Raw genomic sequence first — 16,274 nt, 5'->3', positions numbered from 1 at the left:
CTGCCCGCCGGCCCGGGGCGGGGCGAGTGTGGAGACGAGCGCGATCGAGACCGGAAGGATGCCGCAGCCATGAGCCAGCAGAAGATCATCGTGGGCTACGACGGATCACCCGACGCCCGCGCCGCGGCGACCTGGGCGCTGGACCACGCGGCCCGGACCGCGGCCACGGTCACCTTCCTCTACGCCTACGAGGAACCGTTCTGGATGCCGGCGGCGAGCATGGTGCCGACCCCGGCCGTACGCCCGCCGGAGGACCCGCAGCGGACCGTGACCACCATGTTGGCGCAGGTCACCACGGCCGCCGCGCGAACACATCCCACGGTGACGACCGAGACGAGGACCGTGATCGCGTTCGCCGGGCCGGCCCTGATCGCCGGCTCCGCTCAGGCGGAGACGGTCGTCGTCGGCAGTCGCGGGCACAGCGCGGTGGCCGGGCTGCTCGGCTCGGTGAGCGTCGCGGTGAGCGCCCACGCGCACTGCCCGGTCGTGGTGGTCCGCGGCGAGGCACCGGAGGGCGCACCGGTGGTGGCCGGCGTCGACGGTTCGGCCGCCTCGGCGGCAGTGCTGGCCTTCGCCGCCGGCCAGGCCGCCGACCGCCGGGCGCCGTTGCGGGTGCTCGGTGCGTGGCCACCGGTGACCGGCCTGTGGGAGACCGGCCCGGTCATCACCCGGTCCGTGACCGCCGAGGAGCGCAAGCCGTTCGACGATCTCGTCGGTGAGGTGCGCGAGGCGCACCCGGAGCTGGAGGTCGTCGCGGACGCGGTGGTGGAGCATCCGGCCGCCGCACTGGTCCGGGCCAGCGCCTCCGCGCAGCTGCTCGTCGTCGGCAGCCGGGGACGCGGCCCGGTGCGCGGGCTGCTGCTGGGGTCGGTCGGTCAGCACCTGTTGCGTCACTCGTCCTGCACGGTCGCGGTGGTTCACGAGACACGGCAGGACCAGTGACGTCGCCCGGCGACCGCCGCTCAGCCGACCAGGAAGATCGGGCAGTGCGCCCGATGCAGGACCGCGCGGTTCACCGAGCCCAGCCGCTGACGCCCGGCGTCGCGCCCGACCACGATCGCGGCGGCGTGTTCGGAGGCAGCGACGAGTTCGGTCACCGGGTCACCGACCACGGTGTGGTTGCGGACCGAGACCCCACCGCGCCGGTCGGTCCAGTCGGGTACCTCACTCGGTTCACCGACGGCGTGCAGCAGGACGACGTCGCAGCCACGGACCCGGGCCTCCTCGACGGCGAACTCGGCCGCCCGGGTGGCGGCCGCCGTCCCGTTCACGCCGACCACCAGGGGCCGGGCCGGCGACTCAGGGCCGGTCGGCCAGCCGGGTGCCCGGACCACCAGGACCGGCCCGGTGTGCCGGGCCGCCACCTGGTCGGCGACGCTGCGCCGCAGCGAGCCCCGAGCGGCACCGTGGCGGTGCCCGACCACGATCAGATCATCGGCGGTGGCTTCCGCCAGCAGCATCTCGGCGGGTCCCATCCCGGCCGTGACCCGGGTGGAGACCGCGACCTCCGGTGCGAAACGCCGGACCCGCTCGGCGAGCCGGTCCAGCGCCGGCCTGGTGCGCGGCGACGAGCCGGCGTGCACGATCCGCAGCGGGGTTCCGCGCAGCCCGGCCTCGATGGCGGCCAGGTCGACCGCGAGGTGGGCGGTCGGCAGCTCGTCCGCCCCCACGATCACCCGGCCGGCCGGGTGAGGCTTCGCGGCCGGATCCGGCGGCGGCGCGGGTGCCGGGACGTACGGATCGACGTACGAGAAGGCGTTGAGGTAGCGGTTGACCACCTCGCTGTACGGCGTGGCCCGGTGCGGGGCGCCCGCCCGTTGCCGCGCCTCGTGTTCCACTCTGAGTCTGTCGAGGTCGTTCATGGTCGTCTCCCCACCGCGCACGGTGTGCGCCGGAACCGGCACGGCACCCCCGCATCGGCGGGGGTGCCGATGAGCCTCCGTACTTCCAGGTGACCTCGGCGGCGCCCGTTCGCCCAGTGCCGTCCTGCCCTGGGCATCGGCCCGATGGTCACCTCGTCCGGTCAGGGCGAGCTGAAGAGCACGGCCGCGGCGATGGCGCGGCGCCAGGTGGCATGTTCGGTGGCGCGTTTCGCCGGGTCCATGGTGGGCAGCCAGCGGCCGGCCCGGTGCCGGTTGGCCCGCAGGTCACGCGGGTCGGACCAGTAGCCGACGGCCAGGCCCGCGGCGTACGCGGCGCCCAGCGAGACCGTCTCGGCGACCATCGGGCGGGCCACCGGCACGTCGAGCACGTCCGCGACGATCTGCATCAGCAGGTTGTCGGCGGTCATCCCGCCGTCCACGTTGAGCGTGGTCAGCGCCAGGCCGGAGTCCGCGTTCATCGCGTCCACCACGTCGCGGGTCTGCCAGGCGGTCGCCTCGAGCACCGCCCGGGCCAGGTGCGCCTTGGTGACGTACGAGGTCAGCCCCACGATCACGCCCCGGGTGTCGCTGCGCCAGTGCGGCGCGAACAATCCGGAGAAGGCCGGCACGATGTAACAGCCCCCGTTGTCGGTCACGGTGGCCGCCAGGGTCTCGATCTCGGCGGCCGTGCCGATCAGGCCGAGCCCGTCGCGCATCCACTGGACCAGTGAGCCGGCGATCGCGATCGACCCCTCCAGGGCGAAGACCGGCGGCTGCGAGCCGATCCGGTACCCGACCGTGGTGATCAGCCCGTGTGCCGACCGGACCGGGGTGGTGCCCGTGTTGAGCAGCAGGAACCCGCCGGTGCCGTACGTACACTTGGCGTCGCCCGGCTCGAAGCAGGTCTGGCCGAACAGCGCGGCCTGCTGGTCACCGATCGCCGCGGCGATCGGCACGCCGAGACCGTCGGCCGTCCCGTAGACCTCGGCCGACGAGCGGATCTCCGGCAGCATCGCGCGCGGGATGGCGAACATCTCCAGCAACACCGGGTCCCAGTCCAGGGTGGCCAGGTTCATCAGCTGGGTGCGGCTCGCGTTGGTCACGTCGGTGACGTGCAGCCCGCCGGTCAGGTTCCAGATCAGCCAACTGTCCATCGTCCCGAACAGCACCTCACCGCGGTCCGCTTTTGATCGCAGCCCGGGGATGCTGTCGAGCAGCCAGCGCACCTTCGTCGCGGAGAAGTAGGTGGCCGGCGGCAGCCCGGTGCGTTCCCGCAGCACGTCCGGGTCCAGGCCGTCGAGCAGCGGCGCGGTCCGGGTGTCCTGCCAGACGATCGCCGGCGCCACCGGCCGGCCGGTCGCGCGCTCCCAGACCACCGTCGTCTCGCGCTGGTTGGCGATGCCGATGGCCGCGATCTTGTCCGCGGTCAGGCCCGCGTCGCGCAGTGCCCGGGTGATGAGTTTGCGCACGTCGCGCCAGACTCGGGCGGCGTCGTGCTCGACCCAGCCGGGCTGCGGATAGGACTGCGGATGCTCCGCGCGGGCCAGGGCCACCACGGTGGCTCGCCGATCGAAGACGATGCATCGGCTCGACGTGGTGCCCTGGTCGATGGCGAGGATGTAGCGGTCGGTCACGGCTGCGGGCCGCTCAGGTCGCGGGAGATCGCCCGGCCGGCCGCGACCACGTGCTCGACCAGGGCCGGGCGGGCCTGCCGGCGGGTGTCGCAGAGCCGTTCGACCGGGCCGCTGATCCCGATCGCGCCGACCACCAGGCCGCCGAAGGTGCGCACCGGCGCGGCGATCCCGGCCCTCCCGGCCTGCCATTCCTCGACCGATAAAGCCCACCCTTGGGCGCGGGTCGCGGCGAGCGTCCGGGTGAGAGCTTGCCGGGTGGTCACGGTTCCTCTGGTGTACGCCATGAGCCCGGCCGCCAGCACGTCCTCGGCCGCCGCCACCCGATATGCCAGCAGCACCTGGCCCAGCGCGGTGGCGTGCGCCGGCAGCACCCGGCCGGTGTTCATCGACTGCGCCGAGTCGTCCGGCCGGAACACGTGGTGCACCACCAGCAGCTCAGGGCCCTGACCGGCGGGACCGGCGCGCAGCGCGCCCACGTACACCTCCTCGCCGCTGCGCGAGGCCAGCGCGTCGGCCCAGTTCAGCGTGTGCGCGCGCAGCTCGTTCGCGTCGAGCCCGGTGGAGCTCAGGTCGAGCAGGGCGCGGCCGAGCCGGTACCGCGCGGTCCGCGGGTCCTGCTCGGCGAACCCGATGTGGGTCAGCGTGCGCAGGATGCTCTGCGCGGTCGACTTGGGCAGGTCGAGCGCATCGGCGATCTGTTTGACCCGCAGGCGGCCGGGACCGTCCGCGAGCAGGCGCAGCACCGCGGAGGAGCGTTCGATGGACTGAATGAGACCGGGCATCGTGCGACATTGTCGCACGCTCGTCGTTGCCGCGGATCTTTTCGCTTCCTAACGTCGCGCTTGTCAAGGGCAAGCGGGCCCATCGGGCGGGAGGCACAGTGGCGCAGTTCATCGGCGCGATCGATCAGGGCACCACCAGCACGCGCTTCATGATCTTCGACCGTGGCGGGGTGGAGATCGGCCGGAGCCAGATCGAGCACCGGCAGATCCTGCCGGCGGCCGGCCTGGTCGAGCACGACGCGCGGGAGATCTGGGAGAACGTCCGCAAGACGATCGACGCGGCCCTGAGCGGCGCCGGGCTGGTGGCCTCGGACCTGGCCGCGATCGGCATCGCCAACCAGCGCGAGACCACGGTGATCTGGGACCGGGCCACCGGCGACCCGGTCGCACCGGCCATCGTCTGGCAGGACACCCGGACCGCGCCGCAGCTGGCCGGCCTGGACGCGGACCTGCTGCGGGAACGCACCGGGCTGCCGCCGGCCACCTACTTCTCCGCGACCAAGGCGCGCTGGCTGCTCGACACCGTGACCGGGCTGCGGGAGCGGGCCGAGCGCGGCGAGGTGCTGTTCGGCACGATGGACAGCTGGCTGATCTGGAACCTGACCGGCGGGCTGCACCTGACCGACGTGACCAACGCCAGCCGCACCCAGCTGATGAACCTGGCCACCCTGGACTGGGACCCGGTGCTGCTGGACATCTTCGCCATCCCGCGCGCGATGCTGCCGGAGATCCGTTCGTCGGCCGAGGTCTACGGGACGGCCGACGGTCTCGGCGTGCCGATCGCCGCGGCGATCGGTGACCAGCAGGCCGCATTGTTCGGCCAGACCTGCTTCGAGCCGGGCGACGCCAAGTGCACGTACGGCACCGGGAACTTCGTGCTGCTCAACACCGGCACCACCCCGGTCCGCTCCACCCACGGTCTGCTCACCACGGTGGCCTACCGGTTCGGCGACCAGCCGCCGGTGTTCGCCCTGGAGGGCTCGGTGGCGGCGAGCGGCTCGGCCATTCAGTGGCTGCGCGACCAGCTCGGCATCCTGGAGTCCGCGTCCGACAGCGAGACCCTGGCCGGGCAGGTCGAGGACACCGCCGGGGTGTACTTCGTACCGGCGTTCTCCGGGCTGTTCGCGCCGTACTGGCGGCCGGACGCGCGGGCCGCGATCGTCGGGTTGTCCCGCTACCACACCGCGGCGCACCTGACCCGGGCCGCGCTCGAGGCGATCTGCTACCAGACCCGTGACGTGGTGGTGGCGATGGCGCAGGACTCCGGCACCGAGCTGGACTGCCTGCAGGTGGACGGCGGGGTGACCGCCAACGCCCTGTGCATGCAGCTGCAGGCGGACATCCTCGGCGTGCCGGTGAGCCGCCCGGCGGTGGCCGAGACCACGGCACTGGGCGCGGCGTACGCGGCCGGGCTCGCGGTCGGGTTCTGGACGTCGCTCGACGAGTTGCGCGCCAACCGGCACGAGGACCGGCGATGGCAGCCGGCGTGGACCGAGTCACGACGTACCGAAGGCACCACCCGGTGGCGCATGGCCATCGACCGCACCCTCGATTGGGCTTAGGCCGTACCCGAAAGGAATTTGAATGAACACCGGAGTGATCTCCTCACGGTCGCGTGCGGCCGCCCTCGCCGCGATGGCGAGCGGCGAAGAACTTGACGTGCTCGTGGTCGGCGCGGGTGTGGTCGGGGCCGGCGCGGCGCTGGACGCGGCGACCCGCGGGCTGTCGGTCGGGCTGCTGGAGGCACGCGACTTCGCCAGCGGCACGTCCAGCCGGAGCAGCAAACTGATCCACGGTGGCCTGCGCTACCTGGAGATGCTCGACTTCGCCCTGGTCCGCGAGGCGCTCAAGGAGCGTGGCCTGCTGATCCAGCGGCTCGCCCCGCACCTGGTCCGCCCGGTCTCGTTCCTCTACCCGCTGCAGCACCGGGCCTGGGAACGGCTCTACATCGGCGCCGGCATCGCCCTCTACGACGCCCTCGCGCTCACCGGCAGCTTCGGCGCCGGCCTGCCCCGGCACCGGCACCTGAGCCGCACCGAAGCGCTGCGCGCGTTCCCGTCGCTGCGGCCGGAGTCGCTGGTCGGCGCGATCCGCTACTCCGACGCGCAGGTCGACGACGCGCGGCACACCATGTTCCTGGCCCGCACGGCCGCGGCCTACGGCGCGAAGGTCGCCGCCCGCACCGAGGTGATCGGCTTCCTGCGCGAGGGCCGCCGGGTGGTCGGGGTCCGCGCCCGGGACGCCGAGACCGGCGCCGAGCTGGAGATCCGCGCCCGCACGGTGATCAACGCGACCGGGGTGTGGACCGGCGAGAGCCAGGCGATGCTGACCGGCGAGCCGAACCAGTTCCGGATCACCGCGAGCAAGGGTATCCACATCGTGGTGCCCCGGGAGCGGATCGCCGGCAACACCGGGATGATCCTGCGCACCGAGAAGAGCGTGCTGTTCGTCATCCCCTGGGAACGGCATTGGATCATCGGCACCACCGACACCGAGTGGACCCTGGACAAGGGGCACCCGGCCGCGTCCCGCGCCGACGTCGACTACCTGCTCGACGAGGTCAACCAGACCCTGGCCACCCCGCTGACCCACGACGACGTGCAGGGTGTCTACGCCGGGCTGCGGCCGCTGCTCTCCGCGCAGTCGGACACCACGGCCAAGCTGTCCCGCGAGCACGCGGTCGGCACCCCGGTGCCCGGCATGGTGGTGGTGGCCGGTGGCAAGTACACGACGTACCGGGTGATGGCCAAGGACGCCGTCGACGCGGCGGTCAAGGAGCTGCACAGCCGGGTGCCGGCGTCGTGCACCGAGCAGATCCCGCTGCTCGGCGCGAACGGCTACCGGGCCGCGTGGAACCGGCGGGCGCTGCTGGCCCGTACGTCCGGGCTGCCGGTGGCGCGGATCGAGCACCTGCTGCAGCGTTACGGCACGCTCACCGAGGAGCTGCTCGACCTGGTCTCCGAGGACCCGTCACTGGGTGAGCCGTTGGAGGGTGCCGCGGATTATCTGCGGGCCGAGGCGGTCTATGCGGTGACCCATGAGGGGGCGCGGCACCTCGAGGACGTGCTGACCCGTCGTACCAGGATCTCGATTGAAACAGCGGACCGCGGCGTGGCCGCGGCCCGGACCACCGCGAGGTTGATCTCGGGCCCGCTGGGCTGGGGCGCCGACGACATCGAGCGGGAGATTTCGCTGTACGAGGCGCGCGTCGTCGCCGAGCTCGCCGCGCAGGAACAGCCGGACGACGCGACCGCGGACGCGACCCGCCGCGCCGCCGTCGACGTGGCCCCGCTGGCCGCCGCGGTGTGAGACCGATCCGGCGCGGTTCCGGGGGCGGGGCCGCGCCGGATCACACCCGCTCGACCACCGGACGACGGCCCGGGCGGGTGGACTTGACCGCGTACATCGACTCGTCGGCGCGGCGCAGCAGCGCGTCCACGCTGAGGTCGCCCTCCTCGCGCAGGCCGACGCCGACGCTCGCGCCGATCCGCACGGTGTGCCCGAGGATGCCGAACGGCTGGGTGAGCCGCTCGGTCAGCCGCCGGGCCAGGTCCTCGGCCTCGGACCGGCCGCTCACCCCGGGCATCAGCACCGCGAACTCGTCGCCGCCGAGCCGGGCGACCAGGTCGTCGGCCCGGGTGTGCGCCCGCAGCAGCCGGCCCACCTCGATCAGCAGCGCGTCACCGGCGGCGTGCCCGTGCACGTCGTTGACCGGTTTGAACCCGTCCAGGTCGAGGTAGAGCACCGCCAGGGTCTCGTCGTCGCGGGCCGCCTCGGCGGCCGACACGAACAGGGCGCGGTTCGCCAGCCCGGTCAGCGGGTCGTGGTAGGCCAGGTGATGCAACTCGTTCTCCCGCTCGCGCAGCTCGGCGACCACCCGGTGCAGGTCGCGGCTGAGCGCGGTGTTGTCCCGCAGCGCCACCAGCTGACGGGCCAGCACCAGCAGCAGCACCGTGCCGAGCAGCACGGACAGGAAGGCGCTGAGCCGGTCCCCGCTCGCCAGCAGGTCCACCGCCGCCAGCACCGCGAGCGCCAGCGGCAGGTACGGCAGCCACAGCAGGATCGGCACGCTCTGCTCGGCGTCGTCACCCGGGCGGGCCGCCGGGGCCCGGTGCGCGGCCAGCGCCATCAGCACGAACCCGGCCACCCAGCCGGTGTCGATCGGATCGCCACAGGTGTACGTGCTGTGCTGGTTGAGGTAGGCGAACCCGAGATCACCGACGCTGAGCGCGAGCGCCGCGGCCAGGATCAGCGCCGCCGTCGCCCGGTGCCCGGGTGCGGCCCGGTGCAGCAGGATCAGCGCGACCGCGGCCAGCAGCACGTCGCTGAGCGGATAGGCCAGCGACATCGCCTTGGCGCCGGCCGTCAGGTTGCCCGCCTGGTAGACCGGTTCGAGGATGAACGCCCAGCTCAGGAACAGCAGCGAACCGGCGATGACCAGGCCGTCCAGCATCACCCGCAGCAGGCCGCGCCGGACGCCGAGCACCGCCACCATCCCGGCGACCGCACCCGGCACCATCAGCAGGAAGCCGAAGTCGCCGACGTTCGGGAACGGGGCGTGGCCCTCGCGGAACGTCACGTAGAACGCCCACACCGACTCGCCGAACGCCCAGCCGACCATGCCGAGGGCGAGGACGGCCCAGCCGTACCGGGCCCGGCCGGTGTTGCGCCGGGCCGCGGCGCCGGCGCTGGCCGCGGCGATCAGCGCGGACAGGATCAGCACCCCGACGCTGAGGTTCGTCGCCGCCTGCGAGCCGGGCGGCAGCACCCGCAACGCAGTGAAGTGCCCGACGACCAGTCCGGCGCCGAGAAGGCCGGCTCGCAAGCTCGGAGACATCCGTTCACCTTCGCGGCGACCGGTTGCGGTCCGGGTGCGGCGACGGGTGCCGGCCGGGTGCGGATCCGGCGCGGGTCAGCGCTTCTCGAGGCGGTCCGTCTCGGCGCGGATCGCCTCCTCGGACGGCTCGGATCCGACGAACACGTCCCAGATGTGGAAGGCGACGCCGATACCCCACCCGAACAGCGGGAACATCGGCCAGAAGAATCCGTCCGGGGTGGTCAGCCACCACGTGACCGCGATGGCCGGGCACAGGGCCGGACGTCACCTGCCGCCCGGGCCGACCGGGCAGCGCCGATCGGACACGCCGTCCACGATCCGCACCGCGCTGTGCGCCAGACGGGCCAGTGCGGCGACCATGGCCGCGGACCGGGGATCCGTTCCGGCCGCCACCACGAGCAGGTCCGCCTGGCGGCTCGCGGCAGCCAGCGTGATCACCGCGTCCACACTGCGCCGGACCGTGACGGTCGCGTCGACGGCCGGGTACTTGTCGGCCCACCGGCGGGCCACGTCGCGGACGAACCGGTCGTCGGCCGTGGACGCCGGTCCGGTGGCCACCACGGTCACCGCCGCGCCGTACCGCTCGGCCTCGCCGAACGCATACCGCAGGACGGTCTCGGCCGGGACCGCGCCGATCAGGCCCGCCACGATCCGGCCGCCGGGCTGCGGTGACCGGGACGGGCGAGCGGGCGAAGTCCTCATACCCCCAGGGTGTACCGGCCCCAGGTGCCGGACAGCGGCCGGAAGGCCTGCCGGTGCGGGACTTCCCGCGCTGCCGCCGGCCCGCGCGCCCGCGCGAGGGTGGGAACATGGCCACCATCGAGGTACGCGACCTGGTCCGGGCGTACGGGCCGGTGCGGGCGGTGGACGGGATCAGCTTCTCGGTCGGCGACGGCGAGACGTTCGCACTGCTCGGACCGAACGGAGCCGGCAAGACCACCACTGTGGAGATTCTGGAGGGGTACCGCACCCGGGACGCCGGTACGGTCCGGGTACTGGACTGTGACCCGGCGACCGGCGGCCCGGCCTACCGGTCGAGGATCGGGGTGGTGCTGCAGTCGGCCGGGTTCGAGGAGGAGTTCACCGTCCGGGAGCTGGTCCGGCTGCAGGCCGCACTGTACCCGCGCGGGCACGACCCGGACGAGCTGATCACACTGGTCGGGCTGGCCGGCAAACGCGACACCCGGGTGAAGGGGCTCTCCGGCGGTCAGCGGCGGCGGCTGGACCTGGCGCTGGGTCTGGCCGGGGCACCCGAGATGCTCTTCCTCGACGAGCCGACCACCGGCTTCGACCCGGCCGCCCGGCACCGCGCCTGGGATCTCGTCGGGAACCTGCGGGCGCTCGGCACGACGATCCTGCTGACCACCCACTACCTCGAGGAGGCGCAGCGACTCGCCGATCGGGTCGCGGTGATGCGGGCGGGACGCATCCTGGCGATCGGCTCCCCCGAGGACCTGCGGGCCGCCAGCAAACTGCCGACGGTCATCACGTTCGAGCTGCCCGCGGCGGTCCGGGTCGCCGACCTGCCGGCGCTCAGCGCGCCGCCGGAGGTGGCCGGGGCGACGGTACGGGTCACTTCCCGGGAGCCGGTCGCGGACTCCTGGCGGCTCACCGGATGGGCGGTGCAGCACCAGGTCACGCTGCTGGACTTCGCCGTCAGCCCACCGGCGTTGGAGGACGTCTACCTGGCGCTCACCGCGGAGGATTCCGATGACCGGCCCGGCTGACGTCGCGACCCGGCACCGGTCCGCGCTGCGGCCGCTGACCGGCCACGCGGTGCGGAGTTTCGCGCGTAACCCGATCGGCGCGTTCTTCACCCTCGCGTTCCCGCTCGCCTTCCTGGTCATCGTGGCGTCGATCGTCGGCGGCCAGACCACCCCGGACGGTGTGCCGATCGCCCAGTACCTGGTCTCGCCGTTCGCCGTGTTCGGCGTGGCGCAGGCGTCCTTCGTGCTGGTCGCGGTGGACCTGGCCGGGCTGCGGGAGACCGGGGTGCTGCTGCGGCTGCGCGCCACCCCGGTCCGGGCGCGGACCGTGCTCGCGTCCCGGATCGCCGCCGCGGTGGTCGCCTCCGGGATCGCGGTGCTGCTGCTGACCACGGTGGGTGTGGCCGGGTACGACGTCCAGCTCGTCTGGCGCAAGGTCCCGGCGATGCTGGTGACCCTGCTGCTCGGCATCGCCTGCTGCGCCGCCCTGGGACTGGCGCTGGCCTCGCTGACCCGGACCGTGCTGGTCGCCCAGTCGCTGGCCCAGGGCCTGCTGATCACTCTGGCCTTCGTCTCCGACGTCTTCATCGTCGGCGCGGCCCTGCCCCGCTGGCTCGACGTGCTCGGCTCGGTGCTGCCGCTCAAGCATCTGGCCCGCGCCATGGCCGAGACCTTCGACCCCACCCCCGGGTACGGCTTCTCACCCGGTCATCTCACCGTCATCGTGGCCTGGACCGTGGCCGGCGCGCTGGCCGCCCGGCTGCGGTTCGGGTGGCAACCGCGTGGTTCCACGGCACCGCGGGTGACGACGGAGCCGGACGTCGTCGCCCGGCCGCACCTCTCGCGGCCGAGGGCGCGGCGACGGTCACCACTGGCCGGACAGATCGGTTATGCGCTGCTCGGCCTGCGCCGCAACCTGCTCTCGGTCTTCTTCTCGCTGGTCTTCCCCGCCCTGCTGCTGGCCCTGTTCCCGACCGTCTTCGGCGACGGGCGGGTGCACGGGATGCCCCTGGCCCAGTACCTGTTCGCCGGCATGATCACGTACACCGCCGCCCTCACCGCCTACGTCGACATGCCGGAGTCGGTGGTCGTCGCCCGGTCCGCCGGGGTGCTCAAGCGGCTGCGCGGTACACCGCTGCGGTTCCGCTGGTACTTCACCGGCCGGGCGAGCGCGGCGCTGCTCGTCTCGCTGCTCGCCGCCGTGCTGCTCACCGCGGTCGGCACCGGGCTCCTCGGGGTCCGGCTGGACCCGGTCCGGCTGCCGGCCCTGCTGCTCACCATCGTCGCCGGATCGCTGTGCTTCGCGGCGCTGGGCCTGGCGGTGGCCGCGCTGCTGCCCTCCGCGCGGTCGATCGTCGCCGTCACGCTCGGGACACTGCTGCCGCTCTGCTTCGCGTCGGAGATCTTCGTCGTCGGTGACCGGCCGCTGCCCGGCTGGCTCACCACCGTGGCGGACCTCTTCCCGCTGCGCCACCTGCTGCAGGCGGTCCTCGCGGCGACCCGCCCGGACGCCTCCGGCGCCGGTGTCGCCGCCGGTCACCTGGCCGTACTCGCCGGATGGGCCGCGCTCGGGCTGCTGGTGGCAGGACGCCGCCGGTCCGCGTTGTCCTGACCGAGTCCGGGCCGAACGGCTCTGCCCCGGCCGGCCAGGCCGAGATCAGGCTGGGAAGGGGGTTCATGGAACGTGAGGAGGCATCATGGCATCCACCACGATCGACGTGTTCGACCACGCCGTGCACACCGCACAGAACTGGCTCGCCGGCATCACCAGGCGCTTCGGCGACGGCGACCGGCACGCCGCGCACCGGATCCTGCGGGCCTGGTTGCACACCCTGCGCGACCGGCTGCCGGCCGCCGTGGCCGCGGACTTCGCCGCCCAGCTCCCGGAACTCTTCCGTGGCGCCTTCTACGACGGCTGGCAACCCGGCCGGGCTCCGGTCAAATACGGGCCGGAGCAGTACCGGCGGCGCTTCGCCCTCGAGGCGCAGATCCCGGTCGACGAGGTCGACACCGCGGCCGCGGTGGTGACCGCCGAGCTGCGCGACCGGATGTCGCCGGGTCAGGTCGACCAGGTCCTGGAGGTGCTACCGGATCCGATCCGCCGGATCCTGCGGGGCCCGGCCGAGACCGGTGAGCGGGCAGAACCGCCGGTGCACCGGGAGCCGGACGTCGCCGAGCTGGACCCGGACCAGCTGGCGCGGGCGGCCCGCCGGAACACCGAACTGCTCATTGCCGCGTCGCTGCACGACCCATGGTGACCGCGTCCGCGGACCTTCGGCCCTTACCGGCCGGAACGGCCCGGCCCAAGCTGGAGTCGGGAGGTGGCGAGATGACGAACATCCTCGTGGCCTATGCCACCAAGAACGGCACCACCCGGGAGGTCGCCGAAGCGGTGGCGACCGCCGCCACCGCCGAAGGCGCCCAGGTGCGGGTCGAGCCGGCCCGGACGGTCAGCGGACCACTGACCGGCTGGGACCTGATCGTCGTCGGCGCTCCGCTCTATTCCGGGCGCTGGCACCGGGACGCACACCGCTTCCTCGCCCGGCACCGGGACGACCTGGATGCGGTCCCCGTGGCCGTGTTCGGGATGGGCCCGCGCCGCGACGAGCAGGAGGCCTGGCTGCGCAGCTCGGAGCAACTGGACCGGGCGCTGGACCGGCAGCCCTGGCTGACACCGGTCGCCGTGGGCCTGTTCGGCGGCGCGGACCGGCCGCGGCGCCGCGGTATCCGGGCCGACCTGCGCGACTGGGCCGCCATCGGCGAGTGGACCCGCAAGGTTCTGGCGATCAGCGGCACCGTCTGAAGCACATCGGACCGGCCACCGCGCCCGGCCCGGCATCGAGGAGGCCGCCGTGACGACCAGCCTGGCCGGAACCACCGGTCCCACCGTCGGGGGCCTCTCCGCGGCCGAGGTCGCGGCGCGACTCGCCGCCGACGGCCCGAACGTCGTGGCCGCTCCCCCGCGCCGCGGTGTCGCGCGCCGGGTCGGCCGCCAGCTGGCCGACCCGCTGGTCGCGCTGCTGCTGGCCGCGGGGGCGGTGACCACTGCCCTCGGCGACCTGCCGGACACCGTCATCATCGTGCTGGTGGTGGCCGTGAACACGGTGATCGGCGTGGTCCAGGAGATCCGGGCGGACGCGGCCATCGCCGCACTCGACCGGCTGGCCGCACCGGTCGCCCGGGTGGTCCGCGACGGCCGGGACCAGCTGGTGCCGGCCGCCGGGCTGGTCCGTGGTGACCACGTCCGGCTGGAGGCCGGTGACGTCGTCCCCGCCGACCTGGACCTCACCGAGGCGCAGCGGGCCACCTTCGACGAGTCGGCGCTGACCGGGGAATCGGTACCGGTGCACCGCGACGTGACCGAGGCGGCCGGCGCCGGGACCGTGCTGGCCGGCGGCCGGGCGGCCGGCACCGTGCTGCGCACCGGCGCGGCCAGCGCGCTCGGCCGGATCTCCGCCCTGGTGGCCGGCACCCGGCCGGGGCCGACCCCCTTGCAGCGGCGCCTCGCCGCGCTGGGCCGGATCCTCGGCCTGACCGCGGTCGCGGTGTCGGCGCTGGTTTTCACGCTCGGTCTGCTCGCCGGGGAACCGTTCGTCCGGATGGCGATCACCGCGGTGAGCCTGGTCGTCGCGGCGGTGCCGGAGAGCCTGCCCGCCGTGGTCACCCTGGCGCTGGCGCTCGGTGCCCGGCGGATGGCCCGGACCCGGGCCATCCCGCGCCGGTTGCACGCGGTCGAGACGCTCGGCTCGGTCACCGTGATCGCCTCCGACAAGACCGGGACCCTCACCGAGAACAAGATGACGGTGCAGCGCGCGGTCACCGCGGACGGCGTGCGGCACACGGTCACCGGCGCCGGGTACGACCCCGCCGGGCGGGTGCGGCGCCGCGACGGCGGCACGGTCCCGGACGGCGGCCCGCTCCGGGCGCTCGCCCGGGCCGGGGCGCTGTGCAACGACGCGGGCCTGCTGGCGCCGGACGGCGACCGTACCGGATGGGCGGCCGCCGGCGACCCGATGGAGGCCGCCCTGCTGACCTTCGCCGCCCGGTGCGGCCTGGATCCGGAGGCCGAGCGCGCCGCCGCGCCCCGCGTCGCGGAACTGCCGTTCGAGCAGGCCCGGCGTCGGATGACCACGGTGCACCGCCGGGCCGACGGCTACCTGGTGGTCCGCAAGGGCGCGCCGGAGGCGGTGCTCGACCCCGGGCGCGACGCGGCGTTGCTGGCCGCGGCCGCGGAGCTGGCCGCCGACGGGTTGCGGGTGCTGGCGGTGTCCACCGCGGAGACCACCGGCCGCCCGGACCCGGCTGGGCCGTTACCGCTGCGGGCGGCCGGGCTGGTCGGCATCGGTGACCCGCTGCGAGACACCGCGCGAGACACCGCGCAGGCGTTCGAGCGGGCCGGCGTACGTCTGCTTCTGATCACCGGTGACCACCCGGGAACCGCGGCCGCCATCGGCCGGCAGCTCGGGATCCTGCCCGCCGGCGAGGCGGTCGCCGAGGGTGACCGGGGCCGGCTGACCGGCGACGACGTGGCGAAGACCCGGGTGTACGCCCGGACCCAGCCGGAACAGAAGCTGGACATCATCGCCGCGCTGCAACAGCGCGGCGAGGTGGTGGCGATGACCGGCGACGGGGTGAACGACGCGCCCGCGCTGCGCCGCGCCGACATCGGCGTGGCGATGGGAAGTGGCACCGAAGTGGCCCGGCAGGCGGCCGAGCTGGTCCTGGTCGACGACAACCTGGGCACCGTGACCGATGCGATCGGCGAGGGCCGGCGTATCTACGACAACATCCGCCGCTTCCTGCGCTACGCGCTCTCCGGTGGCCTGGCCGAGCTGCTGGTGATGCTGGCCGGTCCGCTGCTGGGCATGCCGCTGGCGCTGCTGCCGGCCCAGCTGCTCTGGATCAACCTGCTCACCCACGGGGTGCCCGGTGTCGCGCTCGGTGCCGAACCCGCCGAGGCCGACGTACTGCGCCGGCCGCCGCGCTCGCCGCAGGAGTCGGTGCTCGGCGCCGGCCTGCTGCGCGGTGTGCTGATCGGCGGGGGCCTGCTCGCGGCGGTGACCCTGGCCGCCGGTGTCACCGCGCACCGGCTGGAACTGCCGTGGCAGACGGTGATGTACCTGGTCCTCGGCCTGGCCCAGCTCGGTGTCGCGCTGGCGGTCCGGGCCACGGCGGCGCCCGGGACGCCGCGCGGTCTCGCCCTGCCGGCCGCGGTCGCCGGGTGCCTGCTGCTGCAGGTCGCCGGGGTGCTGATCGGACCGTTGCGGACGCTGCTGGGCACCGAACCGCTGACCGCGGCGACGATCCTGGCCTGTGTCGCGGTCGCCGCCGCGCCCGGCACCCTGCTGCGGCTCACCGGGCGGCGGCACTGAGCCACCCGGCCGCCGCGGACGGGCCCTGTTCCTCTTCCGCCGACCGGCCGGGCAGCCGGACGATCGGTACAGGGAAGGTCA

General features: G+C 74.0%; 14 protein-coding genes. 8 read left to right on the top strand and 6 right to left on the bottom strand.

All coding sequences use genetic code 11. The features are described from left to right. The first annotated feature begins 69 nt into the window (after positions 1-69). On the top strand, positions 70-942 hold the full coding sequence (locus tag Apa02nite_RS21690) for a universal stress protein (protein ID WP_203826601.1): 873 nt from the start codon (positions 70-72) through the stop codon (positions 940-942). A 20-nt stretch (positions 943-962) separates the two neighbouring features. Here Apa02nite_RS21690 and Apa02nite_RS21685 read toward each other — a convergent pair whose 3' ends face one another. The 3 genes from Apa02nite_RS21685 to Apa02nite_RS21675 form a co-directional block, all read right to left on the bottom strand. Further along, complete coding sequence (locus tag Apa02nite_RS21685; RefSeq protein WP_203826600.1) at positions 963-1,862, bottom strand: universal stress protein; 900 nt, start codon at positions 1,860-1,862, stop codon at positions 963-965. 161 nt (positions 1,863-2,023) lie between these two features. Next, positions 2,024-3,496: a glycerol kinase GlpK gene (gene glpK / locus Apa02nite_RS21680; RefSeq protein WP_203826599.1), complete on the bottom strand. Its 1,473-nt coding sequence runs from the start codon at positions 3,494-3,496 to the stop codon at positions 2,024-2,026. Further along, complete coding sequence (locus tag Apa02nite_RS21675; protein ID WP_203826598.1) at positions 3,493-4,278, bottom strand: IclR family transcriptional regulator; 786 nt, start codon at positions 4,276-4,278, stop codon at positions 3,493-3,495. The genes glpK (Apa02nite_RS21680) and Apa02nite_RS21675 overlap by 4 nt, the downstream gene beginning before the upstream one ends. A 98-nt stretch (positions 4,279-4,376) precedes the next feature. Here Apa02nite_RS21675 and glpK (Apa02nite_RS21670) point away from each other — a divergent pair, with 98 nt between their 5' ends. Both glpK (Apa02nite_RS21670) and Apa02nite_RS21665 read left to right on the top strand, forming a co-directional pair. Continuing rightward, on the top strand, positions 4,377-5,840 hold the full coding sequence (glpK, locus tag Apa02nite_RS21670) for a glycerol kinase GlpK (protein ID WP_203826597.1): 1,464 nt from the start codon (positions 4,377-4,379) through the stop codon (positions 5,838-5,840). A 22-nt stretch (positions 5,841-5,862) separates the two neighbouring features. Beyond that, positions 5,863-7,587: a glycerol-3-phosphate dehydrogenase/oxidase gene (locus tag Apa02nite_RS21665; RefSeq protein WP_203826596.1), complete on the top strand. Its 1,725-nt coding sequence runs from the start codon at positions 5,863-5,865 to the stop codon at positions 7,585-7,587. A gap of 40 nt (positions 7,588-7,627) precedes the next feature. On the opposite strand, the gene Apa02nite_RS21660 is transcribed toward Apa02nite_RS21665, so the two are convergent. The 3 genes from Apa02nite_RS21660 to Apa02nite_RS21650 form a co-directional block, all read right to left on the bottom strand. After that, positions 7,628-9,115, bottom strand: a complete 1,488-nt coding sequence (locus tag Apa02nite_RS21660; RefSeq protein ID WP_203826595.1) for a GGDEF domain-containing protein — start codon at positions 9,113-9,115, stop codon at positions 7,628-7,630. Between the two features lie 75 nt (positions 9,116-9,190). Continuing rightward, positions 9,191-9,358, bottom strand: coding sequence for a 2TM domain-containing protein (locus Apa02nite_RS21655; RefSeq protein WP_344573200.1), 168 nt, complete (start codon positions 9,356-9,358; stop codon positions 9,191-9,193). 21 nt (positions 9,359-9,379) lie between these two features. After that, positions 9,380-9,817 (bottom strand): putative universal stress family protein, encoded by a 438-nt coding sequence (locus Apa02nite_RS21650; protein ID WP_203826593.1) that lies wholly within the window; start codon positions 9,815-9,817, stop codon positions 9,380-9,382. A 107-nt stretch (positions 9,818-9,924) separates the two neighbouring features. On the opposite strand from Apa02nite_RS21650, the gene Apa02nite_RS21645 reads away from it, so the two are divergent. From Apa02nite_RS21645 to Apa02nite_RS21625, 5 genes are all read left to right on the top strand, one after another. Continuing rightward, a complete protein-coding gene (locus Apa02nite_RS21645) occupies positions 9,925-10,842 on the top strand; it encodes an ABC transporter ATP-binding protein (RefSeq protein WP_203826592.1) in 918 nt (305 codons plus the stop codon). After that, positions 10,826-12,433, top strand: coding sequence for an ABC transporter permease (locus Apa02nite_RS21640; RefSeq protein ID WP_203826591.1), 1,608 nt, complete (start codon positions 10,826-10,828; stop codon positions 12,431-12,433). Before Apa02nite_RS21645 ends, Apa02nite_RS21640 begins: the two co-directional genes overlap by 17 nt. A gap of 85 nt (positions 12,434-12,518) precedes the next feature. Next, on the top strand, positions 12,519-13,079 hold the full coding sequence (locus tag Apa02nite_RS21635; protein ID WP_203826590.1) for a DUF2267 domain-containing protein: 561 nt from the start codon (positions 12,519-12,521) through the stop codon (positions 13,077-13,079). A gap of 71 nt (positions 13,080-13,150) precedes the next feature. After that, positions 13,151-13,624: a flavodoxin domain-containing protein gene (locus tag Apa02nite_RS21630; protein WP_203826589.1), complete on the top strand. Its 474-nt coding sequence runs from the start codon at positions 13,151-13,153 to the stop codon at positions 13,622-13,624. 49 nt (positions 13,625-13,673) lie between these two features. Further along, on the top strand, positions 13,674-16,193 hold the full coding sequence (locus Apa02nite_RS21625) for a cation-translocating P-type ATPase (protein WP_239164459.1): 2,520 nt from the start codon (positions 13,674-13,676) through the stop codon (positions 16,191-16,193). The last annotated feature ends 81 nt before the right edge of the window (positions 16,194-16,274 follow it).

The sequence above is a fragment of the Actinoplanes palleronii genome (genome assembly GCF_016862315.1).
GTDB lineage: Bacteria > Actinomycetota > Actinomycetes > Mycobacteriales > Micromonosporaceae > Actinoplanes > Actinoplanes palleronii.
Note: the sequence above shows the minus strand (reverse complement) of the source record. Positions and strands in the feature narration are given on the sequence as shown.